A 26,217-nucleotide genomic window follows, 5' to 3' on the forward strand; every position below is an offset into this window, starting at 1 on the left:
CCTATTAACGGTTCGATCTTCTCGGTCGAAAGCGGAGAAAAAGAGGTGTTGACAGCAGCGTGTAACGCTGTAGAATTCGCCTCCCGCTAACGAGAGATCGGAAGCGCAAGTGGTTGAAGTTACAAAGGAAACTTTGAAAACTTCTTAAAAAAACCGCTTGACAGCAACAGGGGCTGCTGTAGAATGCGCGCCTCGGTTGAGACGAAAGATCTTAACCAACCGCTCTTTAACAACTGAATCAAGCAATTCGTGTGGGTGCTTGTGGAGTCAGACTGATAGTCAACAAGATTATCAGCATCACAAGTTACTCCGCGAGAAATCAAAGATGTAACCAACGATTGCTGAGCCAAGTTTAGGGTTTCTTAAAAACCCAAAGATGTTTGAACTGAAGAGTTTGATCATGGCTCAGATTGAACGCTGGCGGCAGGCCTAACACATGCAAGTCGAGCGGTAGAGAGAAGCTTGCTTCTCTTGAGAGCGGCGGACGGGTGAGTAATGCCTAGGAATCTGCCTGGTAGTGGGGGATAACGTTCGGAAACGGACGCTAATACCGCATACGTCCTACGGGAGAAAGCAGGGGACCTTCGGGCCTTGCGCTATCAGATGAGCCTAGGTCGGATTAGCTAGTTGGTGGGGTAATGGCTCACCAAGGCGACGATCCGTAACTGGTCTGAGAGGATGATCAGTCACACTGGAACTGAGACACGGTCCAGACTCCTACGGGAGGCAGCAGTGGGGAATATTGGACAATGGGCGAAAGCCTGATCCAGCCATGCCGCGTGTGTGAAGAAGGTCTTCGGATTGTAAAGCACTTTAAGTTGGGAGGAAGGGCAGTAAATTAATACTTTGCTGTTTTGACGTTACCGACAGAATAAGCACCGGCTAACTCTGTGCCAGCAGCCGCGGTAATACAGAGGGTGCAAGCGTTAATCGGAATTACTGGGCGTAAAGCGCGCGTAGGTGGTTCGTTAAGTTGGATGTGAAATCCCCGGGCTCAACCTGGGAACTGCATTCAAAACTGACGAGCTAGAGTATGGTAGAGGGTGGTGGAATTTCCTGTGTAGCGGTGAAATGCGTAGATATAGGAAGGAACACCAGTGGCGAAGGCGACCACCTGGACTGATACTGACACTGAGGTGCGAAAGCGTGGGGAGCAAACAGGATTAGATACCCTGGTAGTCCACGCCGTAAACGATGTCAACTAGCCGTTGGGAGCCTTGAGCTCTTAGTGGCGCAGCTAACGCATTAAGTTGACCGCCTGGGGAGTACGGCCGCAAGGTTAAAACTCAAATGAATTGACGGGGGCCCGCACAAGCGGTGGAGCATGTGGTTTAATTCGAAGCAACGCGAAGAACCTTACCAGGCCTTGACATCCAATGAACTTTCTAGAGATAGATTGGTGCCTTCGGGAACATTGAGACAGGTGCTGCATGGCTGTCGTCAGCTCGTGTCGTGAGATGTTGGGTTAAGTCCCGTAACGAGCGCAACCCTTGTCCTTAGTTACCAGCACGTTATGGTGGGCACTCTAAGGAGACTGCCGGTGACAAACCGGAGGAAGGTGGGGATGACGTCAAGTCATCATGGCCCTTACGGCCTGGGCTACACACGTGCTACAATGGTCGGTACAGAGGGTTGCCAAGCCGCGAGGTGGAGCTAATCCCAGAAAACCGATCGTAGTCCGGATCGCAGTCTGCAACTCGACTGCGTGAAGTCGGAATCGCTAGTAATCGCGAATCAGAATGTCGCGGTGAATACGTTCCCGGGCCTTGTACACACCGCCCGTCACACCATGGGAGTGGGTTGCACCAGAAGTAGCTAGTCTAACCTTCGGGAGGACGGTTACCACGGTGTGATTCATGACTGGGGTGAAGTCGTAACAAGGTAGCCGTAGGGGAACCTGCGGCTGGATCACCTCCTTAATCGACGACATCAGCTGCTCCATAAGTTCCCACACGAATTGCTTGATTCATTGAAGAAGACGATAAAGAAGCAGCCCGAAATTGGGTCTGTAGCTCAGTTGGTTAGAGCGCACCCCTGATAAGGGTGAGGTCGGCAGTTCGAATCTGCCCAGACCCACCAATTTTGTGTGGGAAACGCCTGTAGAAATACGGGGCCATAGCTCAGCTGGGAGAGCGCCTGCCTTGCACGCAGGAGGTCAACGGTTCGATCCCGTTTGGCTCCACCACTACTGCTTCTACGTTATGAAAGCTTAGAAATGAGCATTCCATTGTTATGATGGTGAATGTTGATTTCTAGTCTTTGATTAGATCGTTCTTTAAAAATTTGGGTATGTGATAGAAAGATAGACTGAACGTTACTTTCACTGGTAACGGATCAGGCTAAGGTAAAATTTGTGAGTTGCTCTTTATGAGCAAGAATCGAATTTTCGGCGAATGTCGTCTTCACAGTATAACCAGATTGCTTGGGGTTATATGGTCAAGTGAAGAAGCGCATACGGTGGATGCCTTGGCAGTCAGAGGCGATGAAAGACGTGGTAGCCTGCGAAAAGCTTCGGGGAGTCGGCAAACAGACTTTGATCCGGAGATGTCTGAATGGGGGAACCCAGCCATCATAAGATGGTTACCTTACACTGAATACATAGGTGTATGGAGCGAACCAGGGGAACTGAAACATCTAAGTACCCTGAGGAAAAGAAATCAACCGAGATTCCCTTAGTAGTGGCGAGCGAACGGGGACTAGCCCTTAAGTGGCTTTGAGATTAGCGGAACGCTCTGGAAAGTGCGGCCATAGTGGGTGATAGCCCTGTACGCGAAAATCTCTTAGTCATGAAATCGAGTAGGACGGAGCACGAGAAACTTTGTCTGAATATGGGGGGACCATCCTCCAAGGCTAAATACTACTGACTGACCGATAGTGAACTAGTACCGTGAGGGAAAGGCGAAAAGAACCCCGGAGAGGGGAGTGAAATAGATCCTGAAACCGTATGCGTACAAGCAGTGGGAGCAGACTTTGTTCTGTGACTGCGTACCTTTTGTATAATGGGTCAGCGACTTATTTTCAGTGGCGAGCTTAACCGAATAGGGGAGGCGTAGCGAAAGCGAGTCTTAATAGGGCGTCTAGTCGCTGGGAATAGACCCGAAACCGGGCGATCTATCCATGGGCAGGTTGAAGGTTGGGTAACACTAACTGGAGGACCGAACCGACTACCGTTGAAAAGTTAGCGGATGACCTGTGGATCGGAGTGAAAGGCTAATCAAGCTCGGAGATAGCTGGTTCTCCTCGAAAGCTATTTAGGTAGCGCCTCATGTATCACTGTAGGGGGTAGAGCACTGTTTCGGCTAGGGGGTCATCCCGACTTACCAAACCGATGCAAACTCCGAATACCTACAAGTGCCGAGCATGGGAGACACACGGCGGGTGCTAACGTCCGTCGTGAAAAGGGAAACAACCCAGACCGTCAGCTAAGGTCCCAAAGTTATGGTTAAGTGGGAAACGATGTGGGAAGGCTTAGACAGCTAGGAGGTTGGCTTAGAAGCAGCCACCCTTTAAAGAAAGCGTAATAGCTCACTAGTCGAGTCGGCCTGCGCGGAAGATGTAACGGGGCTCAAACCATACACCGAAGCTACGGGTATCACCTTCGGGTGATGCGGTAGAGGAGCGTTCTGTAAGCCTGTGAAGGTGAGTTGAGAAGCTTGCTGGAGGTATCAGAAGTGCGAATGCTGACATGAGTAACGATAATGGGTGTGAAAAACACCCACGCCGAAAGACCAAGGTTTCCTGCGCAACGTTAATCGACGCAGGGTTAGTCGGTCCCTAAGGCGAGGCTGAAAAGCGTAGTCGATGGAAAACAGGTTAATATTCCTGTACTTCTGGTTATTGCGATGGAGGGACGGAGAAGGCTAGGCCAGCTTGGCGTTGGTTGTCCAAGTTTAAGGTGGTAGGCTGGAATCTTAGGTAAATCCGGGATTCTAAGGCCGAGAGCTGATGACGAGTTATCTTTTAGATGACGAAGTGGTTGATGCCATGCTTCCAAGAAAAGCTTCTAAGCTTCAGGTAACCAGGAACCGTACCCCAAACCGACACAGGTGGTTGGGTAGAGAATACCAAGGCGCTTGAGAGAACTCGGGTGAAGGAACTAGGCAAAATGGCACCGTAACTTCGGGAGAAGGTGCGCCGGTGAGGGTGAAGGACTTGCTCCGTAAGCTCATGCCGGTCGAAGATACCAGGCCGCTGCGACTGTTTATTAAAAACACAGCACTCTGCAAACACGAAAGTGGACGTATAGGGTGTGACGCCTGCCCGGTGCCGGAAGGTTAATTGATGGGGTTAGCTAACGCGAAGCTCTTGATCGAAGCCCCGGTAAACGGCGGCCGTAACTATAACGGTCCTAAGGTAGCGAAATTCCTTGTCGGGTAAGTTCCGACCTGCACGAATGGCGTAACGATGGCGGCGCTGTCTCCACCCGAGACTCAGTGAAATTGAAATCGCTGTGAAGATGCAGTGTATCCGCGGCTAGACGGAAAGACCCCGTGAACCTTTACTATAGCTTTGCACTGGACTTTGAATTTGCTTGTGTAGGATAGGTGGGAGGCTTTGAAGCGTGGACGCCAGTTCGCGTGGAGCCAACCTTGAAATACCACCCTGGCAACTTTGAGGTTCTAACTCAGGTCCGTTATCCGGATCGAGGACAGTGTATGGTGGGTAGTTTGACTGGGGCGGTCTCCTCCTAAAGAGTAACGGAGGAGTACGAAGGTGCGCTCAGACCGGTCGGAAATCGGTCGTAGAGTATAAAGGCAAAAGCGCGCTTGACTGCGAGACAGACACGTCGAGCAGGTACGAAAGTAGGTCTTAGTGATCCGGTGGTTCTGTATGGAAGGGCCATCGCTCAACGGATAAAAGGTACTCCGGGGATAACAGGCTGATACCGCCCAAGAGTTCATATCGACGGCGGTGTTTGGCACCTCGATGTCGGCTCATCACATCCTGGGGCTGAAGCCGGTCCCAAGGGTATGGCTGTTCGCCATTTAAAGTGGTACGCGAGCTGGGTTTAGAACGTCGTGAGACAGTTCGGTCCCTATCTGCCGTGGACGTTTGAGATTTGAGAGGGGCTGCTCCTAGTACGAGAGGACCGGAGTGGACGAACCTCTGGTGTTCCGGTTGTCACGCCAGTGGCATTGCCGGGTAGCTATGTTCGGAATAGATAACCGCTGAAAGCATCTAAGCGGGAAACTAGCCTCAAGATGAGATCTCACTGGAACCTTGAGTTCCCTGAAGGGCCGTCGAAGACTACGACGTTGATAGGTTGGGTGTGTAAGCGCTGTGAGGCGTTGAGCTAACCAATACTAATTGCCCGTGAGGCTTGACCATATAACACCCAAGCAATTTGCAGGCTTCGAGCTGAAAAGCGAAAGAGCACCAGATTGCGGTGTGTGAAGACGAAACGAACCGAAAGTTCGAGATACTCACAAACACCGAAAGCTATCACATACCCAATTTGCTGAAGCGAGGCCAGCTGGTCACGACTCAGTACCCGAATTTCTTGACGACCATAGAGCATTGGAACCACCTGATCCCATCCCGAACTCAGCAGTGAAACGATGCATCGCCGATGGTAGTGTGGGGTTTCCCCATGTGAGAGTAGGTCATCGTCAAGATTAAATTCCGAAACCCCTGATTGCTAACGCAATCAGGGGTTTTGTTTTGGGCGGTCGGAAAGTATGGCGGGCGAAGACTGTCAGTGTCTTGAATGCTAAAGTCCTGCCTTTCTATGCAATGGCCCTACGCATGGCTATCATGCGTGCCTCATTGTGAGGCGAGACTTGCATGCTGACGTTGTTGAAACTTCTAAAAGATGGTCGATTCCACTCCGGGGAAGCGCTTGGTGCTGCCTTGGGCGTCAGTCGCAGTGCTGTATGGAAACAGCTTCAGCATCTCGAGGCGGAATTGAACCTCCCTATCCATAAAGTTCGCGGCAGGGGATATCAGTTGGCTACGCCCCTGGTGTTGTTGAGTGCTGATGAAATTGCTCGGCATATACCGCCTCCTGCATGGACTGTTCATATCTCGGACTCCATTGACTCTACTAATGCCGAAGCGTTGCGGCTTATCGAGGCTGGCCGCACTGCGCCATTTCTTGTGCTTTCGGAGCAGCAAACTGCCGGCAGGGGGAGGCGCGGGCGTAAGTGGGTCAGTCCTTTCGCTCAGAACGTGTACTACAGCCTCGTGCTGCGGATCGACGGCGGCATGCGTCAGTTGGAGGGCCTAAGCCTTGTAGTCGGACTTGCAGTTATGCAGGCGCTGCGGGATGCGGGTGTTCGCAATGCTGGGTTGAAGTGGCCTAATGACGTTTTGGTTGGGCAGAAAAAGATAGCCGGAATTCTCCTGGAGCTGATCGGGGATCCTGCTGATGTTTGTCACGTCGTCCTCGGTATCGGCATTAATGTGAATATGCAAAAAGCGGATGAGGTCGATCAGCAATGGACCTCCGTGCAATTGGAGACTGGCAATGCTGTCGATCGTAACTACCTGGTGCGCGTCTTGGTGTGCAACTGCAGGCTTATCTTGAGCGACACCGGTTGTCCGGCTTTTCCGCGATCCAGGGTGAATGGGAGCAGAGCCATTTATGGCAGGGGCGGGCGGTATCGCTCATCGCTGGCGTGAATCAGATTGACGGAGTGGTATTGGGGATCGACGGGCAAGGTGCGTTACGGTTGAGCGTGGATGGTGTCGAAAAAGTATATAGCGGTGGTGAGCTAAGCCTGAGGCTGCGTGATGATTCTTGAGCTCGACTGTGGGAACAGCTTTATCAAATGGCGGGTGCTTGAGTCAGATAAGGCGCGCATCTTTGCCGAGGGCGTCGTTGGGTCGGATGCCTCGTTGATCGAAAGCCTGTTCGCTCTCACGGGGCTTGCGCTAAGGGACTGTCGGTTGGTGAGTGTTCGAGCCTCGGATGAGACGAATCAGCTCGTGACTGCCCTGGTGGAGGCGTTTGGCGTGAAGGTCCTATGCGCTACTTCGGCAAGGCAGATGGGTGGGGTTAGGAACGGGTACGAAGACTTCGAGCGCCTTGGGTTGGACCGCTGGCTCGCAATGCTGGGTGGTTTTCAGTTGGCATCGGGCGCTTGCCTGGTGCTTGATTTCGGTACTGCAGCAACGGCGGACTTCATTGCCGCAGACGGTGATCATCTCGGAGGCTTTATTTGTCCTGGCATGCCGCTGATGCGTAACCAGTTGCGAACGCACACCCGAAAAATACGCTATGACGATATCGCTGCTGAGCGCGCCCTTGAGGCCCTGTCTCCAGGGCGTACAACAGTGGAGGCGGTAGAGCGTGGCTGTACGCTCATGCTAAGAGGGTTTGTACTGACTCAGCTGGAATTGGCTCGAAGCTACTGGGGGAGCGACTTCACTGTCTTTCTCACCGGTGGTGACGCCGAGTTGGTGGCTGACGCGGTGCCTCATGGGAGGCTCGTCCCTGATCTGGTTTTTGTTGGCTTGGCGATGGCGTGCCCTTTGTCCTGAGGTTTTTATGCGTTGGCTGTTTCTGCTTTTGCTGGTCCTCAATGTCTTCTATTACATCTGGCATCAGCAGGAAGCCCCTCTGCGCGCTAAAGATGTCACGCCTTTGGCGCTCTATCGTGGCTCTCAGCAAGATATCAGGCTGTTAAGTGAATCGGCTGATGCGATGGTGCGGCGAGACAAGGTAAAGGCGCCTGAAGTGCAGCCTACATGCCTGTACATCGGCGGCCTGTCCGATCAGAAAGAGGTCCAGTCCCTCGAGCAGCGCCTCACAAGCCTGGATATAAAGGTCAAACTGCAATCTCTGAGTTTGCCTGAGGCTCCGGGGTACTGGTTGCGAGTAGCCCCTGAAAGCAGGCGCTTGGCCGACGATCTACCCTTTGAAAACCTTGCTAATGAATTCAATGAGTTAAAACATAAAATAATGCCGTGCGAAGGCATTGCAACCTTCGAATAGTTTGCATAGAATGGCGCCCGCTTCGCAGTGAAGACCTCTTGGGTCGACAAGGTGAAGCGATGGTCAACGCAGCTAACCTCATATTTTTTAATGAGAAAGTGGTTGACAGAAGGCTGGCATGATGTAGAATGCCGGCTCGCTTAGGAGGGGTTCCCGAGCGGCCAAAGGGATCAGACTGTAAATCTGACGTCTACGACTTCGAAGGTTCGAATCCTTCCCCCTCCACCATTTTAGCGTGAGCTGCAAGCTCCGCGGGTATAGTTTAGTGGTAGAACCTCAGCCTTCCAAGCTGATGATGCGGGTTCGATTCCCGCTACCCGCTCCAAGTTTGCAGGTTGTGCAAGTTGTTTCGCTCTTGTAGCTCAGTTGGTAGAGCACACCCTTGGTAAGGGTGAGGTCAGCGGTTCAAATCCGCTCAAGAGCTCCATATAACAAGGCAGATATGAAAATATCTGCCTTTGTTTTAACAGCTACCTCTGATTGATTCTGACCTCTCTCGTTGTCTTCGTTTGAGGTGGTTCAAGGTTCGAAGGGGTTTGTTGTTGTAAAGTCTTTTTCAGATCGGCATAATTGTCGGCCTGATTTTGTTTTAGGTCAGTAGCTCAATTGGCAGAGCGACGGTCTCCAAAACCGTAGGTTGGGGGTTCGATTCCCTCCTGACCTGCCAGATTCACTTGGTGTGTCTGGCTTTCTTTTCACAGGATCTTCATAGATGACTCCTAAGGCTGAAGCTCAAGGCTCTCGCTTCGATCTGCTCAAGTGGCTTGTAGTAGTCGCTGTAGTGGTTGTAGGCGTTGTTGGCAACCAGTATTACTCTGGGTCGCCAATCCTGTACCGTGTCCTCGCATTGCTCGCCCTCGCTGCTGTCGCTGCCTTTGTTGGCCTGCAGACTGCAAAAGGTAAGTCGTTTGCGGTCCTGGTGAAGGAAGCTCGTACCGAGATCCGTAAAGTCGTTTGGCCGACTCGCCAAGAAACCACGCAGACCACGTTGATCGTGGTAGCTGTTGTTCTGGTTATGGCGTTGCTGTTGTGGGGGCTTGATTCCCTGCTCGGCTGGCTTGTTTCCTTGATTGTTGGCTAAGGGTGTCCCGTGGCTAAGCGTTGGTACGTTGTGCATGCTTACTCGGGTTACGAGAAGCATGTCATGCGCTCTTTGCTAGAGCGCGTAAAGCTGGCAGGCATGGAAGATGGCTTCGGCGAAATTCTGGTTCCCACTGAAGAAGTGGTTGAAATGCGTAATGGCCAGAAACGCAAAAGCGAGCGCAAGTTCTTCCCTGGCTACGTGCTGGTTCAAATGGACATGAATGAGGGTACTTGGCACTTGGTCAAGGACACTCCTCGCGTCATGGGTTTCATCGGCGGTACCGCTGATAAGCCTGCTCCGATCACCGACAAAGAAGCAGAAGCAATTCTGCGCCGCGTTGCTGACGGTAGCGACAAGCCCAAGCCGAAGACGTTGTTCGAGCCGGGTGAGGTTGTTCGTGTTACAGATGGTCCGTTTGCAGATTTTAACGGCACTGTCGAAGAAGTTAACTACGAAAAGAGCCGGATCCAAGTGGCAGTGCTCATTTTCGGTCGCTCTACTCCGGTAGAGCTAGAGTTCAGCCAGGTCGAAAAAGTCTAGCTGAGCAAGCATCCCAACCCCGCAGCCTTAGGCTGTGGGGTTTTGTCGTCACTGGGATAAACGCGCAAGTAACCGGGGAGCCTTTCGAGGCGTTCGAACCCGTAATTGGAGTGCCTCATGGCCAAGAAGATTACCGCTTACATCAAGCTGCAAGTGAAGGCCGCTCAGGCCAACCCAAGCCCACCTGTTGGTCCAGCTCTGGGTCAGCACGGCGTGAACATCATGGAATTCTGCAAGGCCTTCAACGCCCGTACTCAGGGTATTGAGCCAGGTCTGCCGACTCCAGTGATCATCACTGTATACAGCGACCGTAGCTTCACCTTCGAAACCAAGTCGACCCCGGCTTCGGTTCTGTTGAAGAAAGCTGCTGGTCTGACTAGCGGTTCCGCTCGTCCTAACACCGTTAAGGTTGGCACCGTGACCCGTGCTCAGCTGGAAGAAATCGCGAAAACCAAAAACGCGGATCTGACTGCAGCTGATATGGATGCAGCCGTGCGTACCATCGCCGGTTCTGCTCGTAGCATGGGCCTTAACGTGGAGGGTGTGTAATGGCTAAGCTGACCAAGCGCCAAAAGGCTATCGCCGGCAAAATCGAAGCGGGTAAGTCCTACAACTTTGTAGACGCTGCTGCTCTGCTGACCGAGCTGTCGACTGTCAAGTTCAGCGAGTCTGTTGACGTTGCTGTAAACCTGGGCGTTGACCCACGTAAATCCGACCAGGTCGTTCGCAGCGCTACTGTGCTGCCACACGGTACTGGCAAGACTGTACGTGTTGCTGTCTTCACCCAAGGCCCAGCAGCTGAAGCTGCTCTGGCCGCCGGCGCCGATCGCGTTGGCATGGACGACCTGGCTGCCGAAATGAAAGGCGGCGACCTGAACTATGACGTCGTAATTGCTTCCCCGGATGCAATGCGCGTTGTAGGTCAGTTGGGTCAGATCCTCGGTCCACGTGGTCTGATGCCTAACCCTAAAGTCGGCACCGTAACTCCAGACGTAGCTACCGCGGTTAAAAACGCCAAGGCTGGTCAGGTTCGTTATCGCACCGACAAAAACGGCATCATTCACACCTCCGTTGGCAAGGTCGGCTTTGATGCCGTCAAGCTGAAGGAAAACGTTGAAGCCCTGATCGCTGATCTGAAGCGTATCAAGCCAGCTTCCTCGAAAGGTATCTACGTCAAGCGCGTTACCCTGAGCACCACTATGGGCCCAGGTCTGGTCATCGACCAAGGCTCGCTGGACGTATAAGACACAAATTGGCGCAAGTAATTGCGCCAATTGAAAGATTGGGGTCCCTGCCTGGCGGGGGCTATCCAAGACCGTAGGCGACGCAAGTCTTAAACCACAAGCCTACGCAGATGGTGCTCCCGGTTCCTTACCGAATCAGACACCAAAACGACATCCGGCCTAGGCCAGATGAAACGGTAACAAGCAGGAGTTAAACCCGTGGCAATTAATCTCGAAGACAAGAAGGCCATCGTCGCTGAAGTCAACGAGGCTGCCAAAGCTGCTCTGTCCGCTGTCGTGGCTGATGCCCGTGGTGTGACAGTAAGCGCTATGACCGGACTCCGTAAAGAGGCTCGTGAAGCTGGCGTATACGTACGTGTTGTACGTAACACCCTGCTCAAGCGCGCTGTTGCTGACACTGAATACAGTGTCCTCAACGACGTGTTCACCGGCCCGACCCTGATTGCGTTCTCCAAGGAACATCCTGGCGCTGCTGCCCGTTTGTTCAAGGAATTCGCCAAGGGTCAGGACAAGTTCGAGATCAAGGCAGCTGCGTTCGAGGGCAAGTTCCTCGCAGCTAACCAAATCGACGTACTGGCAACACTGCCGACCCGTAACGAAGCTATTTCTCAGCTGATGAGCGTGATTCAAGGCGCTACCAGCAAGTTGGCTCGTACTCTGGCCGCAGTTCGCGAGCAAAAAGAAGCTGCAGCAGCCTAAGGCTGAGCACTTCCTCTCGCGTATTTTTGTTTATTTCGATGGCCGCGTAGGCCGTCCCCCAATTCAGGAATTACAGCAATGTCTATCTCCCAAGACGATATCCTCAACGCCGTAGCTGAAATGTCGGTTCTGCAGGTTGTTGAGCTGATCAAAGCTTTCGAAGAAAAATTCGGTGTTTCCGCTGCCGCTGCTTCCGCTGGCCCAGCTGTTGCTGCTGTTGCTGCTGAAGAGCAAACCGAATTCAACGTCATGCTGCTGGAAGCTGGCGAGAAGAAAGTAAACGTGATCAAGGCAGTACGTGAACTGACCGGTCTGGGCCTGAAAGAAGCCAAGGCAGTAGTTGACGGCGCCCCTGCCCAGGTTCTGGAAGCAGTGTCGAAAGACGCAGCTGACAAAGCTAAAGCAGTGCTGGAAGAAGCAGGCGCTAAAGTCGAGCTGAAGTAAGCATCGACCTTGCGTCTCCAGCCCAAGCGTTAAGCTGAAGGCTGATGGCTGGTGGCTCTTGCCACCGGCCTTTTTCCGTTATTGGCAATCGACTCGGTCGTCGCCTCTAACGCGCTGTAACCACCCGATGCGGTGGCGCAAACCATGGGGTTTGCAAGATTTTCTGGCTGCTCCCGTCGGGAGGGGCCAAACAAGCAGGTGACCAAGCTGGGGAACGCTGATGGCTTACTCATATACTGAGAAAAAACGTATCCGCAAGGACTTTAGCAAGTTGCCGGACGTCATGGATGTGCCGTACCTTCTGGCTATCCAGCTGGATTCGTATCGTGAATTCTTGCAGGCGGGAGCGACCAAAGATCAGTTCCGCGACGTGGGCCTGCATGCGGCCTTCAAATCCGTTTTCCCGATCATCAGCTACTCCGGCAATGCTGCGCTGGAGTACGTCGGTTATCGACTGGGCGAACCGGCATTTGATGTCAAAGAATGCGTGTTGCGCGGTGTTACGTACGCCGTACCTTTGCGGGTAAAAGTCCGTCTGATCATCTTCGACAAAGAGTCGTCGAACAAAGCGATCAAGGACATCAAAGAGCAAGAAGTCTACATGGGTGAAATCCCCTTGATGACTGAGAACGGTACCTTCGTTATCAACGGTACCGAGCGCGTTATCGTTTCCCAGCTGCACCGTTCCCCGGGCGTGTTCTTCGACCACGACCGCGGCAAGACGCACAGCTCCGGCAAGCTCCTGTACTCCGCGCGGATCATTCCGTACCGTGGTTCGTGGCTGGACTTCGAGTTCGACCCGAAAGACTGCGTGTTCGTGCGTATCGACCGTCGTCGCAAGCTGCCGGCCTCGGTACTGCTGCGCGCGCTCGGCTATACCACTGAGCAAGTGCTGGATGCCTTCTATACCACTAACGTATTCCACCTGAGCGGCGAAACCCTCAGCCTGGAACTGGTGCCTCAGCGCCTGCGTGGTGAGATTGCCGTTCTGGACATCCAGGACGAAAAAGGCAAGGTCATCGTTGAAGCCGGCCGCCGTATTACCGCGCGCCACATCAACCAGATCGAAAAAGCCGGTATCAAGACGCTGGAAGTGCCTTTGGACTACGTCCTGGGTCGCACCACCGCCAAGGTCATCGTGCACCCGGCCACCGGCGAAATCCTGGCTGAATGCAACACCGAGCTGAACACCGAGATCCTGGCGAAAATCGCCAAGTCCCAGGTTGTTCGCATCGAGACCCTGTACACCAACGACATCGACTGCGGTCCGTTCGTCTCCGACACCCTGAAGATCGACTCCACCAGCAACCAATTGGAAGCGCTGGTCGAGATCTATCGCATGATGCGTCCTGGCGAGCCACCAACCAAAGACGCTGCCGAGACCCTGTTCAACAACCTGTTCTTCAGCCCTGAGCGCTATGACCTGTCTGCGGTCGGCCGGATGAAGTTCAACCGTCGTATCGGTCGTACCGAGATCGAAGGTTCGGGCGTGCTGTGCAAGGAAGACATCGTCGCGGTACTGAAGACCCTGGTCGACATCCGTAACGGTAAAGGCATCGTCGATGACATCGACCACCTGGGTAACCGTCGTGTTCGCTGCGTAGGCGAAATGGCCGAGAACCAGTTCCGCGTTGGCCTGGTACGTGTTGAGCGTGCGGTCAAAGAGCGTCTGTCGATGGCCGAAAGCGAAGGCCTGATGCCGCAAGACCTGATCAACGCCAAGCCAGTGGCTGCGGCGGTGAAAGAGTTCTTCGGTTCCAGCCAGCTCTCGCAGTTCATGGACCAGAACAACCCGCTCTCCGAGATCACCCACAAGCGCCGTGTTTCCGCACTGGGCCCGGGCGGTCTGACTCGTGAACGTGCAGGCTTTGAAGTTCGTGACGTACACCCGACTCACTATGGTCGTGTATGCCCGATTGAAACGCCGGAAGGTCCGAACATCGGCCTGATCAACTCCCTGGCTGCTTATGCGCGCACCAACCAGTACGGCTTCCTCGAGAGCCCGTACCGTGTGGTGAAAGACGCACTGGTCACCGACGAGATCGTGTTCCTGTCCGCCATCGAAGAAGCTGATCACGTGATCGCTCAGGCTTCGGCCACGATGAACGACAAGAAAATGCTGATCGACGAGCTGGTAGCTGTTCGTCACTTGAACGAGTTCACCGTCAAGGCACCGGAAGACGTCACCTTGATGGACGTATCGCCGAAGCAGGTGGTTTCGGTTGCAGCGTCGCTGATCCCGTTCCTGGAACACGATGACGCCAACCGTGCGTTGATGGGTTCCAACATGCAGCGTCAAGCTGTACCCACCCTGCGCGCTGACAAGCCGCTGGTAGGTACCGGCATGGAGCGTAACGTAGCCCGTGACTCCGGCGTTTGCGTCGTGGCTCGTCGTGGCGGCGTGATCGACTCCGTTGATGCCAGCCGTATCGTGGTTCGTGTTGCCGATGACGAAGTTGAAACTGGCGAAGCCGGTGTCGACATCTACAACCTGACCAAGTACACCCGCTCCAACCAGAACACCTGCATCAACCAGCGTCCGCTGGTAAGCAAGGGTGATCGGGTTCAGCGCAGCGACATCATGGCAGACGGTCCGTCCACCGATATGGGTGAGCTGGCACTGGGTCAGAACATGCGCATCGCGTTCATGGCCTGGAACGGTTACAACTTCGAAGACTCCATCTGCCTGTCCGAGCGTGTGGTTCAGGAAGATCGCTTCACCACGATCCACATTCAGGAACTGACCTGTGTGGCGCGTGACACCAAGCTTGGGCCAGAGGAAATCACTGCAGACATCCCGAACGTGGGTGAAGCTGCACTGAACAAGCTGGACGAAGCCGGTATCGTTTACGTAGGTGCTGAAGTTGGCGCAGGCGACATCCTGGTAGGTAAGGTCACTCCGAAAGGCGAGACCCAACTGACTCCGGAAGAGAAGCTGTTGCGTGCCATCTTCGGTGAAAAAGCCAGCGACGTTAAAGACACTTCCCTGCGTGTACCTACCGGTACCAAGGGCACTGTTATCGACGTACAGGTCTTCACCCGTGACGGCGTTGAGCGTGATGCTCGTGCACTGTCTATCGAGAAGACCCAGCTCGACGAGATCCGCAAGGACCTGAACGAAGAGTTCCGTATCGTTGAAGGCGCGACCTTCGAACGTCTGCGTTCCGCCCTGGTAGGCCACAAGGCTGAAGGCGGCGCAGGTCTGAAGAAAGGTCAGGACATCACCGACGAAGTACTCGACGGTCTTGAGCACGGCCAGTGGTTCAAACTGCGCATGGCTGAAGATGCTCTGAACGAGCAGCTCGAGAAGGCCCAGGCCTACATCGTCGATCGCCGCCGTCTGCTGGACGACAAGTTCGAAGACAAGAAGCGCAAACTGCAGCAGGGCGATGACCTGGCTCCAGGCGTGCTGAAAATCGTCAAGGTTTACCTGGCAATCCGTCGCCGCATCCAGCCGGGCGACAAGATGGCCGGTCGTCACGGTAACAAAGGTGTGGTCTCCGTGATCATGCCAGTTGAAGACATGCCGCACGATGCCAATGGCACCCCGGTCGACGTCGTCCTCAACCCGTTGGGCGTACCTTCGCGTATGAACGTTGGTCAGATCCTTGAAACCCACCTGGGCCTCGCGGCCAAAGGTCTGGGCGAGAAGATCAACCGTATGATCGAAGAGCAGCGCAAGGTTGCTGACCTGCGCAAGTTCCTGCACGAGATCTACAACGAGATCGGCGGTCGCAACGAAGAGCTGGACACCTTCTCCGACCAGGAAATCCTGGATCTGGCGAAGAACCTGCGCGGCGGCGTTCCAATGGCTACCCCGGTGTTCGACGGTGCCAAGGAAAGCGAAATCAAGGCCATGCTGAAACTGGCAGACCTGCCAGAAAGCGGCCAGATGCAGCTGTTCGACGGCCGTACCGGCAACAAGTTTGAGCGCCCGGTTACTGTTGGCTACATGTACATGCTGAAGCTGAACCACTTGGTAGACGACAAGATGCACGCTCGTTCTACCGGTTCGTACAGCCTGGTTACCCAGCAGCCGCTGGGTGGTAAGGCTCAGTTCGGTGGTCAGCGTTTCGGGGAGATGGAGGTCTGGGCACTGGAAGCATACGGTGCTGCTTACACTCTGCAAGAAATGCTCACAGTGAAGTCGGACGATGTGAACGGTCGGACCAAGATGTACAAAAACATCGTGGACGGCGATCACCGTATGGAGCCGGGCATGCCCGAGTCTTTCAACGTGTTGATCAAAGAAATTCGTTCCCTCGGCATCGATATCGATCTGGAAACCGAATAACACGTGACGCGAATCGAGAGCGGGGCTGTTTAGCCCGCTCTCTGCTCCGCCAGGAGGAAAGGCCTTGAAAGACCTACTGAATTTGCTGAAAAACCAGGGTCAAGTCGAAGAGTTCGACGCCATCCGTATTGGATTGGCATCGCCTGAGATGATCCGTTCGTGGTCGTTCGGTGAAGTTAAAAAGCCGGAAACCATTAACTACCGTACGTTCAAACCAGAACGTGACGGCCTGTTCTGCGCCAAGATCTTTGGCCCGGTAAAGGATTACGAGTGCCTGTGCGGTAAGTACAAGCGCTTGAAGCACCGTGGTGTGATCTGCGAGAAGTGCGGCGTTGAAGTTGCACTGGCCAAGGTTCGTCGTGAGCGCATGGCGCACATCGAGCTGGCTTCGCCGGTTGCCCACATCTGGTTCCTGAAATCGCTGCCGTCCCGTATCGGCTTGCTGATGGACATGACCCTGCGTGATATCGAACGCGTTCTCTACTTCGAGAGCTATGTCGTTATCGATCCAGGCATGACCACCCTTGAAAAGGGTCAGCTGCTGAACGACGAGCAGTACTTCGAAGCGCTGGAAGAGTTCGGCGACGATTTCGATGCCCGCATGGGTGCCGAAGCTGTCCGCGAACTGCTGCACGCTATCGATCTGGAACACGAGATTGGCCGTCTGCGTGAAGAAATTCCGCAAACCAACTCCGAAACCAAGATCAAGAAACTGTCCAAGCGTCTGAAGTTGATGGAAGCCTTCCAGGGTTCCGGCAACTTGCCAGAGTGGATGGTGCTGACCGTTCTGCCGGTTCTGCCGCCAGACCTGCGTCCGCTGGTACCGTTGGATGGCGGTCGCTTCGCGACTTCCGACCTCAACGACCTGTACCGTCGCGTGATCAACCGTAACAACCGCTTGAAGCGTCTACTCGACCTGTCCGCTCCGGACATCATCGTGCGCAACGAAAAGCGTATGTTGCAAGAAGCTGTCGATGCCCTGCTCGACAACGGTCGTCGTGGCCGCGCTATCACCGGTTCGAACAAGCGTCCTCTGAAATCCCTGGCTGACATGATCAAGGGTAAGCAAGGTCGTTTCCGTCAGAACTTGCTCGGTAAGCGTGTTGACTACTCCGGTCGTTCGGTAATTACCGTAGGCCCGACCCTGCGTCTGCACCAGTGCGGTCTGCCGAAGAAGATGGCTCTCGAGCTGTTCAAGCCGTTCATTTTCGGCAAGCTTGAAATGCGTGGTCTCGCGACTACCATCAAGGCCGCCAAGAAAATGGTCGAGCGCGAACTGCCTGAGGTTTGGGACGTTCTCGCTGAAGTGATCCGTGAACACCCGGTTCTCCTCAACCGTGCACCGACCCTTCACCGTCTGGGTATCCAGGCGTTTGAACCGGTACTGATCGAAGGTAAGGCTATCCAGCTGCACCCTCTGGTCTGTGCTGCGTACAACGCCGACTTCGACGGCGACCAAATGGCCGTGCACGTACCGCTGACGCTGGAAGCCCAGCTGGAAGCGCGTGCGTTGATGATGTCGACCAACAACATTCTGTCGCCAGCCAACGGTGAGCCAATCATCGTTCCGTCGCAGGACGTTGTATTGGGTCTGTACTACATGACTCGTGAAGCGATCAACGCCAAGGGCGAAGGTCGTGTGTTCGCGGATCTGCAGGAAGTTGACCGTGTGTTCCGTGCCGGCGAAGCCGCACTGCACGCCAAGGTTAAAGTCCGCATCCACGAAACCATCAACGATCGTGACGGTGGCAGCGTCAAGAACACCCGTATTGTCGACACCACTGTCGGCCGTGCGCTGTTGTTCCAGGTTGTTCCGCCTGGCCTGTCGTACGACGTGGTCAACCAGCCAATGAAGAAAAAGGCGATCTCCAAGCTGATCAACCAGTGCTACCGCGTGGTTGGTTTGAAAGAGACCGTTATCTTCGCTGACCAGTTGATGTACACCGGTTTTGCTTATTCGACCATTTCCGGCGTTTCCATCGGTGTTAACGACTTCGTTATCCCGGACGAGAAAGCTGCCATCATCGGTGCTGCTACCGATGAAGTGAAAGAGATCGAAAGCCAGTACGCCTCCGGCCTGGTAACCCAGGGCGAGAAGTACAACAAAGTGATCGACCTTTGGTCCAAGGCCAACGACGAAGTGTCGAAGGCGATGATGTCGAACCTCTCGAAAGAGCGCGTTATCGACCGTCATGGCGTAGAAGTCGATCAAGAGTCGTTCAACTCGATGTACATGATGGCCGACTCGGGCGCACGGGGTTCTGCTGCGCAGATCCGTCAGCTCGCCGGTATGCGTGGCCTGATGGCCAAGCCGGACGGTTCCATCATCGAAACGCCGATTACTGCGAACTTCCGTGAAGGTTTGAGCGTACTTCAGTACTTCATCTCGACTCACGGTGCTCGTAAAGGTCTGGCGGATACCGCGTTGAAAACCGCTAACTCCGGTTACCTGACTCGTCGTCTGGTAGACGTTGCGCAAGACTTGGTTGTGACTGAAGTTGACTGCGGTACCGAACACGGTCTGCTGATGACTCCGCACATCGAAGGCGGCGACGTTGTAGAGCCGTTGGGTGAGCGCGTACTGGGTCGAGTAATCGCTCGTGACGTATTCAAGCCAGGTACCGAGGAAGTTATTGTTCCTGCCGGCACCCTGGTAGACGAGAAGTGGGTCGAGTTCATCGAACTCAACAGCATCGACGAAGTGATTGTTCGCTCGCCGATCAGCTGCGAAACCCGCTACGGCATTTGCGCCAAGTGCTACGGCCGTGACTTGGCTCGTGGTCACCAGGTGAACATCGGTGAAGCGGTCGGCGTTATCGCTGCCCAGTCCATCGGTGAGCCGGGTACCCAGCTGACCATGCGTACGTTCCACATCGGTGGTGCGGCAAGCCGGACCTCCGCAGCCGACAGCGTACAGGTGAAGAATGGCGGTACCGTCCGCCTGCACAACCTGAAGCACGTTGAGCGAGTGGATGGCCACCTGGTAGCTGTGTCCCGTTCCGGTGAGCTGGCAATCGCTGATGACTACGGTCGTGAGCGCGAGCGTTACAAACTGCCGTACGGTGCTGTGATTTCGGTTAAAGAAGGTGACAAGGTCGACGCTGGCGCAATCGTGGCCAAGTGGGATCCGCACACTCACCCAATCGTTACCGAAATGAAAGGTACCGTGACCTACGTGGGCATGGAAGAAGGCATCACGATCAAGCGTCAGACTGACGAATTGACCGGTATGACCAACATTGAAGTACTCGACGCCAAAGACCGTCCAGCTGCAGGCAAAGATATCCGTCCTGCTGTGAAGATGGTTGATGACAACGGCAAGGATCTGTTGCTGCCAGGCACTGACGTTATCGCTCAGTACTTCCTGCCAGCCAACGCCCTGGTCGGTGTTGCGGATGGTGCGAAGATCGCGATCGGTGATGTTATCGCTCGTATCCCGCAAGAAACTTCGAAGACCCGTGACATCACCGGTGGTCTGCCGCGTGTTGCCGACTTGTTCGAAGCTCGTCGTCCGAAAGAAGCGTCGATTCTGGCTGAAGTCAGCGGCACCATCGCGTTCGGTAAAGAGACCAAAGGCAAGCGCCGTCTGGTCATTACCCCGAACGACGGTAGCGATCCGTACGAAGAGCTGATTCCGAAGTGGCGTCACCTGAACGTCTTCGAAGGCGAACAGGTAAACCGCGGCGAAGTTATCTCCGACGGCCCGAGCGATCCACACGACATCCTGCGTCTGCTGGGTGTGAGTGCGCTGGCCAAGTACATCGTTAACGAGATCCAGGACGTTTACCGTCTGCAAGGCGTGAAGATCAACGATAAGCACATCGAGACCATCCTGCGTCAGATGCTGCGTAAAGTTGAAATCGCTGAATCCGGCGATTCGAGTTTCATCAAGGGCGACCAGATGGAACTGACTCACGTACTGGTAGAGAACGAGCGCCTGGCGAACGACGAGAAATTCGTTTCCAAGTTCACTCGTGTGTTGCTGGGTATCACCAAGGCGTCGTTGTCCACTGAGTCGTTCATCTCGGCGGCCTCCTTCCAGGAGACCACTCGCGTACTGACCGAAGCAGCGGTAACCGGCAAGCGCGACTACTTGCGCGGCCTGAAAGAAAACGTGGTTGTGGGTCGACTGATCCCAGCCGGTACCGGCTTGGCCTACCACAGCGAGCGCAAGCGCCGCCGTGAACTCGACAAGCCGCTGCGCGTAAGCGCCAGTGAAGTGGAAGCTGCACTGACCGAAGCACTGAACTCAAGCGGTAACTGAGTTCTGCGGTAAATAAGACCGGGCCCTGGCAGCCCCGTTCGTCGGATCGAGACAGATTTGTCCCGGTTCGATGGAGGGGGAGGTCGGGGCCTTGCCTTGACTGGGGACAAGATCCTCTTTAGACTCTTGTACCCCTAAATTTGGCGGGAATTCGTTCCTGCCATTTTGCTTTTCTTGCAAGACAATAGCGTCGCAAGACAACAGTGGAGCTAGTAGATGGCAACTATCAACCAGCTGGTACGTCAGCCGCGTAAGCGTATCGTCGAGAAATCCGACGTGCCTGCGCTGCAGAACTGCCCGCAACGTCGTGGCGTATGCACTCGCGTGTATACCACTACGCCGAAAAAACCTAACTCGGCACTGCGTAAAGTATGCCGTGTGCGCCTGACCAACGGTTTCGAGGTTTCCTCGTACATCGGCGGTGAAGGCCACAACCTGCAAGAGCACAGCGTGGTACTGATCCGCGGCGGTCGTGTAAAAGACTTGCCAGGTGTTCGTTACCACACCGTACGCGGCTCCTTGGATACTTCCGGCGTTAAAGGTCGTAACCAGGGTCGTTCGAAGTACGGTACCAAGAAGCCTAAGTAGTAGCGGCTTTTTGTAAAACTGAATCATCTTATTTTCTGAGTCGATAAGAGTAAGGTCGGAGGCGTCCCGAAAGGGCACTAATTCCGAGCGAACCTGAAGACCGTTTGAGGGCTTATCCATGCCAAGAAGACGCGTAGCAGCCAAGCGCGAAGTGCTTGACGATCCAAAATACGGAAGCCAAATTCTGGCCAAGTTCATGAACCACGTGATGGAAAGCGGCAAGAAAGCCGTTGCCGAGCGTATTGTTTATGGCGCGCTGGAAAAGGTTAAAGAACGCAAGAACAGCGACCCCCTGGAAATCTTCGAGAAAGCTCTCGACGCCATCGCTCCGCTGGTCGAAGTGAAGTCGCGCCGTGTAGGCGGTGCTACTTACCAGGTTCCGGTTGAAGTTCGCCCGTCCCGTCGTAACGCTTTGGCAATGCGCTGGTTGGTAGACTTCGCCCGTAAGCGCGGCGAGAAGTCTATGGCCCTGCGTTTGGCTGGCGAACTGTTGGACGCTGCTGAAGGTAAAGGTGCTGCTGTTAAGAAGCGTGAAGACGTGCACCGTATGGCTGAAGCCAACAAAGCTTTCTCGCACTACCGCTTCTAATTCTAGCTTCACTAATTTTGCGAGGGCTTTATGGCTCGTACTACTCCGATTAGTCGCTACCGTAACATCGGTATCGTCGCTCACGTGGATGCTGGTAAAACCACCACCACCGAGCGCGTCCTTTTTTACACCGGCAAAAGTCACAAGATGGGCGAGGTGCATGACGGCGCCGCGACCACAGACTGGATGGTTCAGGAGCAGGAGCGTGGTATTACCATTACTTCTGCTGCTATTACCGCCTTCTGGAAAGGTTCCGAGAAGCAGTACAAAGATGAGCACCGCTTCAACGTAATCGATACCCCGGGCCACGTAGACTTCACCATTGAAGTTGAACGTTCCCTGCGCGTACTCGACGGCGCTGTCGTTGTGTTCTGCGGCACCTCGGGTGTTGAGCCTCAGTCGGAAACCGTATGGCGTCAAGCCAACAAATACGGCGTTCCACGTCTTGTTTACGTAAACAAGATGGACCGTGCTGGTGCGAACTTCCTGCGCGTGATCGGTCAGATCAAGCAGCGTCTGGGTCACACCCCAGTGCCAATCCAGTTGGCTATCGGTTCCGAAGACAACTTCCAGGGGCAGATCGATCTGCTGACCATGGAAGCTGTGTACTGGAACGATGCTGACAAGGGTATGGTTCCTCGTCGCGAAGCTATCCCTGCTGAACTGCAGGAATTGGCTGACGAGTGGCGCAACAACATGGTTGAAGCTGCGGCTGAAGCCAACGAAGAGCTGATGAACAAGTACCTCGAAGGTGAAGAACTCACCAACGCGGAAATCAAGGCCGCTCTGCGTCAGCGTACTATCGCTGGTGAGATCGTCTTGGCTGTTTGCGGTTCCTCGTTCAAGAACAAGGGCGTTCCCCTGGTTCTCGATGCTGTGATCGACTACCTGCCGGCACCAGTGGATATTCCTGCCATCAAGGGTACTGACCCGGATGACGAGACTATCGAGCTGGAGCGTCATGCAGACGACGCAGAACCGTTCTCCGCTCTGGCATTTAAAATTGCCACTGACCCATTCGTGGGTACCTTGACCTTCGTCCGTGTTTACTCGGGCGTGTTGAACTCCGGCGACGGCGTGATCAACTCGGTTAAGGGCAAGAAAGAGCGCGTGGGTCGTATGGTGCAAATGCACGCAAACGCCCGCGAAGAGATCAAGGAAGTACGCGCTGGTGACATCGCGGCCTTGATCGGCATGAAGGACGTCACCACTGGTGAAACCTTGTGCAACGCTGACAAGCCAATCATCCTGGTTCGCATGGACTTCCCGGAGCCGGTAATTTCGGTTGCCGTTGAGCCTAAGACCAAGGATGACCAGGAAAAAATGGGTATCGCTCTGGGCAAACTTGCTCAGGAAGATCCATCTTTCCGCGTCAAGACTGATGAAGAGACTGGTCAAACGATCATCTCCGGCATGGGCGAGCTTCACCTGGACATCCTGGTTGACCGGATGCGCCGTGAGTTCAACGTCGAAGCCAACATCGGTAAGCCTCAGGTTTCCTATCGTGAGCGCATCACGAAGAACTGCGAAATCGAAGGCAAATTCGTTCGTCAATCCGGCGGTCGTGGCCAGTTTGGTCATTGCTGGATCCGTTTTGCTCCTGCTGATGAAGGTCAGGAAGGTCTGCAATTCGTGAACGAAGTAGTGGGCGGTGTTGTTCCTAAGGAATACATCCCGGCTATCCAGAAGGGTATCGAAGAGCAGATGAAGAACGGTGTTGTTGCCGGCTATCCGCTCATCGGCCTGAAGGCGACCGTTTTTGACGGTTCTTACCACGACGTCGACTCCAACGAGATGGCGTTTAAGGTGGCTGCTTCCATGGCTACCAAGCAACTGGCCCAGAAGGGCGGTGGTGAGTTGCTTGAGCCAATCATGGCAGTAGAAGTCGTTACGCCTGAAGACTACATGGGTGACGTGATGGGCGACCTTAACCGTCGTCGCGGCATGATCTTGGGTATGGAAGATACGGTTTCCGGCAAAGTGATTCGTGCCGAGGTTCCGTTGGGCGAGATGTTCGGTTATGCGACCGACGTTCGTTCCATGTCTCAGGGTCGCGCAAGCTACTCTATGGAATTCAAAAAATACAACACAGCTCCGGCGCACATCGCTGAAACTGTATCCAAAAAACAAGGCTGATTCAGTCCTTTAGGCAAGGAGTTAATTGTCGTGGCTAAAGAAAAATTTGATCGTTCCCTACCGCACGTAAACGTTGGCACTATCGGCCACGTTGACCACGGTAAAACCACTCTGACCGCTGCTCTGACTCGCGTCTGCTCCGAAGTTTTCGGTTCGGCTCGTGTTGACTTCGACAAGATCGACAGCGCACCAGAAGAAAAAGCTCGTGGTATCACCATCAACACCGCGCACGTTGAATACAACTCGCTGATCCGTCACTACGCTCACGTTGACTGCCCAGGTCACGCTGACTATGTGAAGAACATGATCACCGGTGCTGCCCAGATGGACGGCGCGATCCTGGTTTGCTCGGCCGCTGATGGTCCGATGCCACAAACCCGTGAGCACATCCTGCTGTCCCGTCAGGTAGGCGTTCCGTACATCGTGGTCTTCCTGAACAAGGCTGACCTGGTAGACGACGCTGAGCTGCTGGAACTGGTTGAGATGGAAGTGCGCGATCTGCTGAGCACTTACGACTTCCCAGGCGACGACACTCCGATCATCATCGGTTCTGCTCGTATGGCTCTGGACGGTCTTGACGACAACGAAATGGGCACCACTGCCGTTCGTAAACTGGTTGAGACTCTGGACAGCTACATTCCAGATCCAGTTCGTGTTATCGACAAGCCGTTCCTGATGCCAATCGAAGACGTATTCTCGATCTCCGGTCGTGGTACTGTTGTAACTGGCCGTATCGAGCGCGGTATCGTTAAGGTTCAAGATCCACTGGAAATCGTTGGTCTGCGTGACACTACCGTCACCACCTGCACCGGTGTTGAAATGTTCCGTAAACTGCTCGACGAAGGTCGTGCAGGCGAGAACTGCGGCGTTCTGCTGCGTGGTACCAAGCGTGACGACGTTGAGCGTGGCCAGGTTCTGGTCAAGCCAGGTTCGGTTAAGCCGCACACTACCTTCGAAGCTGAAGTGTACGTGTTGAGCAAAGAAGAAGGCGGTCGTCACACTCCGTTCTTCAAAGGCTACCGTCCACAGTTCTACTTCCGGACCACTGACGTGACCGGTAACTGCGAACTGCCGGAAGGCGTTGAAATGGTAATGCCAGGCGACAACATCAAAATGGTTGTCACCCTGATCAAAACCATCGCAATGGAAGATGGTCTGCGTTTCGCTATCCGTGAAGGCGGTCGTACCGTCGGCGCTGGCGTCGTAGCCAAAATCATCGCTTAATAAGTGATGACTTGAAAAAGCCCCCGCTCAGCGGGGGCTTTTTTATTGAGTTGACACCCATATGGGGCGTCTATAGAATTGCGCCTCCTTTTAACGGGCGTGTTGCGCTCGCTGGGAATAGCAGCCGGAGTCTGAAATCCAATGGCAAATCAGCAAATTCGTATCAGGTTGAAGGCTTTTGACCACAAACTGATCGACCAATCCACCCAGGAAATCGTGGAAACCGCGAAACGTACTGGTGCTCAAGTGCGTGGTCCAATTCCACTGCCTACCCGTAAAGAGCGGTTCACCGTTCTGGTCTCCCCGCACGTCAACAAAGACGCGCGTGACCAGTACGAGATCCGTACTCATAAGCGCGTGCTGGACATCGTCCTGCCAACGGATAAAACCGTTGATGCACTTATGAAGCTTGATCTGGCGGCCGGTGTGGAAGTACAGATCAGCCTCGGCTAAGACTTGGGTCTTAGTCGTGTAACGCTCTGAAATGGGCGGCCATAGCGGGTGAAAGCCCCGTACACTCATGAGGTTTACAACATGACTATTGGTGTAGTCGGTCGTAAATGCGGTATGACCCGTATTTTCACCGAAGAAGGTGTCTCCATTCCGGTCACGGTCATTGAGATCGAACCGAATCGCGTCACCCAGTTTAAAACTGAAGAAACCGATGGCTATCGTGCAGTGCAAGTCACTGTCGGCGAGCGTCGTGCTTCGCGTGTGACTGCTGCTCAAGCAGGTCACTTCGCTAAAGCAAACGTTGCAGCTGGTCGTACTGTTATGGAGTTCCGTCTTGAAGACGGCGACTACCAGGCTGGCGATCTGATCAACGCTGAAATCTTCGCCGCTGGTCAACTGGTTGATGTAACCGGTCAGTCCAAAGGTAAAGGCTTCCAGGGTACGATCAAGCGTTGGAATTTCCGTGGCCAAGACAACACTCACGGTAACTCCGTTTCCCACCGCGTCCCGGGCTCTATTGGCCAGTGCCAGACTCCTGGTCGTGTATTCAAGGGCAAAAAAATGTCCGGTCATATGGGCGCTGAGCGCGTGACCGTGCAGTCCCTCGAAGTAGTGCGCGTCGACGCTGAACGCAATCTGTTGTTGGTCAAGGGTGCTGTTCCTGGCGCTACTGGCGGCAACCTGGTTGTACGTCCAGCGGCCAAGGCTCGCGGTTAAGGGGA

16 protein-coding genes, 6 tRNA genes, 3 rRNA genes and 1 pseudogene are annotated in these 26,217 nt (G+C 54.3%); all 26 read left to right on the forward strand.

Annotation, left to right across the window (positions count from 1 at the left end):
• The first annotated feature begins 382 nt into the window (after window positions 1-382).
• Window positions 383-1,919: ribosomal RNA gene (locus tag ACUN0G_RS16280) — 16S ribosomal RNA — on the forward strand.
• Between the two features lie 83 nt (window positions 1,920-2,002).
• A tRNA-Ile gene (locus ACUN0G_RS16285) sits at window positions 2,003-2,079 on the forward strand.
• Between the two features lie 30 nt (window positions 2,080-2,109).
• A tRNA-Ala gene (locus ACUN0G_RS16290) sits at window positions 2,110-2,185 on the forward strand.
• 249 nt (window positions 2,186-2,434) lie between these two features.
• Window positions 2,435-5,328, forward strand: a 23S ribosomal RNA gene (locus ACUN0G_RS16295).
• 171 nt (window positions 5,329-5,499) lie between these two features.
• A 5S ribosomal RNA gene (gene rrf, locus ACUN0G_RS16300) occupies window positions 5,500-5,615 on the forward strand.
• The 16S, 23S and 5S rRNA genes sit together here with 2 tRNA genes alongside, the layout of an rRNA operon.
• Before the next feature lie 169 nt (window positions 5,616-5,784).
• Window positions 5,785-6,743, forward strand: a pseudogene (gene birA, locus ACUN0G_RS16305) (bifunctional biotin--[acetyl-CoA-carboxylase] ligase/biotin operon repressor BirA).
• The gene (locus ACUN0G_RS16310) at window positions 6,733-7,482 is read left to right on the forward strand and encodes a pantothenate kinase (protein ID WP_445573830.1); all 750 of its coding nucleotides are present in this window, start codon (window positions 6,733-6,735) and stop codon (window positions 7,480-7,482) included. Before birA ends, ACUN0G_RS16310 begins: the two are co-directional and overlap by 11 nt.
• A gap of 7 nt (window positions 7,483-7,489) precedes the next feature.
• Window positions 7,490-7,936: a hypothetical protein gene (locus ACUN0G_RS16315; RefSeq protein WP_258342429.1), complete on the forward strand. Its 447-nt coding sequence runs from the start codon at window positions 7,490-7,492 to the stop codon at window positions 7,934-7,936.
• Window positions 7,937-8,079: 143 nt separating this feature from the next.
• Window positions 8,080-8,164, forward strand: a tRNA-Tyr gene (locus ACUN0G_RS16320).
• Window positions 8,165-8,187: 23 nt separating this feature from the next.
• Window positions 8,188-8,261: transfer RNA gene (locus tag ACUN0G_RS16325), tRNA-Gly, on the forward strand.
• A gap of 26 nt (window positions 8,262-8,287) precedes the next feature.
• Window positions 8,288-8,363 (forward strand) — tRNA-Thr (locus tag ACUN0G_RS16330).
• A 164-nt stretch (window positions 8,364-8,527) separates the two neighbouring features.
• Window positions 8,528-8,603: transfer RNA gene (locus ACUN0G_RS16335), tRNA-Trp, on the forward strand.
• Window positions 8,604-8,648: 45 nt separating this feature from the next.
• A complete protein-coding gene (secE, locus tag ACUN0G_RS16340) occupies window positions 8,649-9,017 on the forward strand; it encodes a preprotein translocase subunit SecE (protein ID WP_003210099.1) in 369 nt (122 codons plus the stop codon).
• A 9-nt stretch (window positions 9,018-9,026) separates the two neighbouring features.
• Window positions 9,027-9,560 (forward strand): transcription termination/antitermination protein NusG, encoded by a 534-nt coding sequence (gene nusG, locus ACUN0G_RS16345; RefSeq protein WP_003176436.1) that lies wholly within the window; start codon window positions 9,027-9,029, stop codon window positions 9,558-9,560.
• Between the two features lie 117 nt (window positions 9,561-9,677).
• Window positions 9,678-10,109, forward strand: a complete 432-nt coding sequence (gene rplK / locus ACUN0G_RS16350; RefSeq protein WP_003210097.1) for a 50S ribosomal protein L11 — start codon at window positions 9,678-9,680, stop codon at window positions 10,107-10,109.
• The gene (rplA, locus tag ACUN0G_RS16355; RefSeq protein WP_003176434.1) at window positions 10,109-10,804 is read left to right on the forward strand and encodes a 50S ribosomal protein L1; all 696 of its coding nucleotides are present in this window, start codon (window positions 10,109-10,111) and stop codon (window positions 10,802-10,804) included. The genes rplK and rplA overlap by 1 nt, the downstream gene beginning before the upstream one ends.
• Window positions 10,805-11,002: 198 nt before the next feature.
• Entirely contained in the window at window positions 11,003-11,503 is a 501-nt protein-coding gene (gene rplJ, locus ACUN0G_RS16360) for a 50S ribosomal protein L10 (RefSeq protein WP_003210095.1), read from the forward strand.
• Window positions 11,504-11,581: 78 nt separating this feature from the next.
• On the forward strand, window positions 11,582-11,947 hold the full coding sequence (rplL, locus tag ACUN0G_RS16365) for a 50S ribosomal protein L7/L12 (protein WP_003210093.1): 366 nt from the start codon (window positions 11,582-11,584) through the stop codon (window positions 11,945-11,947).
• 220 nt (window positions 11,948-12,167) lie between these two features.
• Complete coding sequence (rpoB, locus tag ACUN0G_RS16370; RefSeq protein ID WP_017476319.1) at window positions 12,168-16,241, forward strand: DNA-directed RNA polymerase subunit beta; 4,074 nt, start codon at window positions 12,168-12,170, stop codon at window positions 16,239-16,241.
• Window positions 16,242-16,305: 64 nt separating this feature from the next.
• A complete protein-coding gene (gene rpoC / locus ACUN0G_RS16375; RefSeq protein ID WP_003210090.1) occupies window positions 16,306-20,505 on the forward strand; it encodes a DNA-directed RNA polymerase subunit beta' in 4,200 nt (1,399 codons plus the stop codon).
• 216 nt (window positions 20,506-20,721) lie between these two features.
• Window positions 20,722-21,093, forward strand: coding sequence for a 30S ribosomal protein S12 (rpsL, locus tag ACUN0G_RS16380; RefSeq protein WP_002555494.1), 372 nt, complete (start codon window positions 20,722-20,724; stop codon window positions 21,091-21,093).
• Window positions 21,094-21,211: 118 nt separating this feature from the next.
• The gene (gene rpsG, locus ACUN0G_RS16385) at window positions 21,212-21,682 is read left to right on the forward strand and encodes a 30S ribosomal protein S7 (protein WP_002555493.1); all 471 of its coding nucleotides are present in this window, start codon (window positions 21,212-21,214) and stop codon (window positions 21,680-21,682) included.
• 30 nt (window positions 21,683-21,712) lie between these two features.
• Entirely contained in the window at window positions 21,713-23,818 is a 2,106-nt protein-coding gene (gene fusA / locus ACUN0G_RS16390; RefSeq protein ID WP_258342422.1) for an elongation factor G, read from the forward strand.
• 30 nt (window positions 23,819-23,848) lie between these two features.
• Entirely contained in the window at window positions 23,849-25,042 is a 1,194-nt protein-coding gene (tuf, locus tag ACUN0G_RS16395; RefSeq protein WP_003210085.1) for an elongation factor Tu, read from the forward strand.
• Window positions 25,043-25,183: 141 nt separating this feature from the next.
• Window positions 25,184-25,495 (forward strand): 30S ribosomal protein S10, encoded by a 312-nt coding sequence (gene rpsJ / locus ACUN0G_RS16400; protein WP_003210084.1) that lies wholly within the window; start codon window positions 25,184-25,186, stop codon window positions 25,493-25,495.
• Window positions 25,496-25,576: 81 nt separating this feature from the next.
• Window positions 25,577-26,212, forward strand: a complete 636-nt coding sequence (gene rplC / locus ACUN0G_RS16405) for a 50S ribosomal protein L3 (protein WP_003194649.1) — start codon at window positions 25,577-25,579, stop codon at window positions 26,210-26,212.
• Window positions 26,213-26,217: the final 5 nt, after the last annotated feature.

It is taken from the genome of Pseudomonas sp. 32A, from assembly GCF_052682255.1.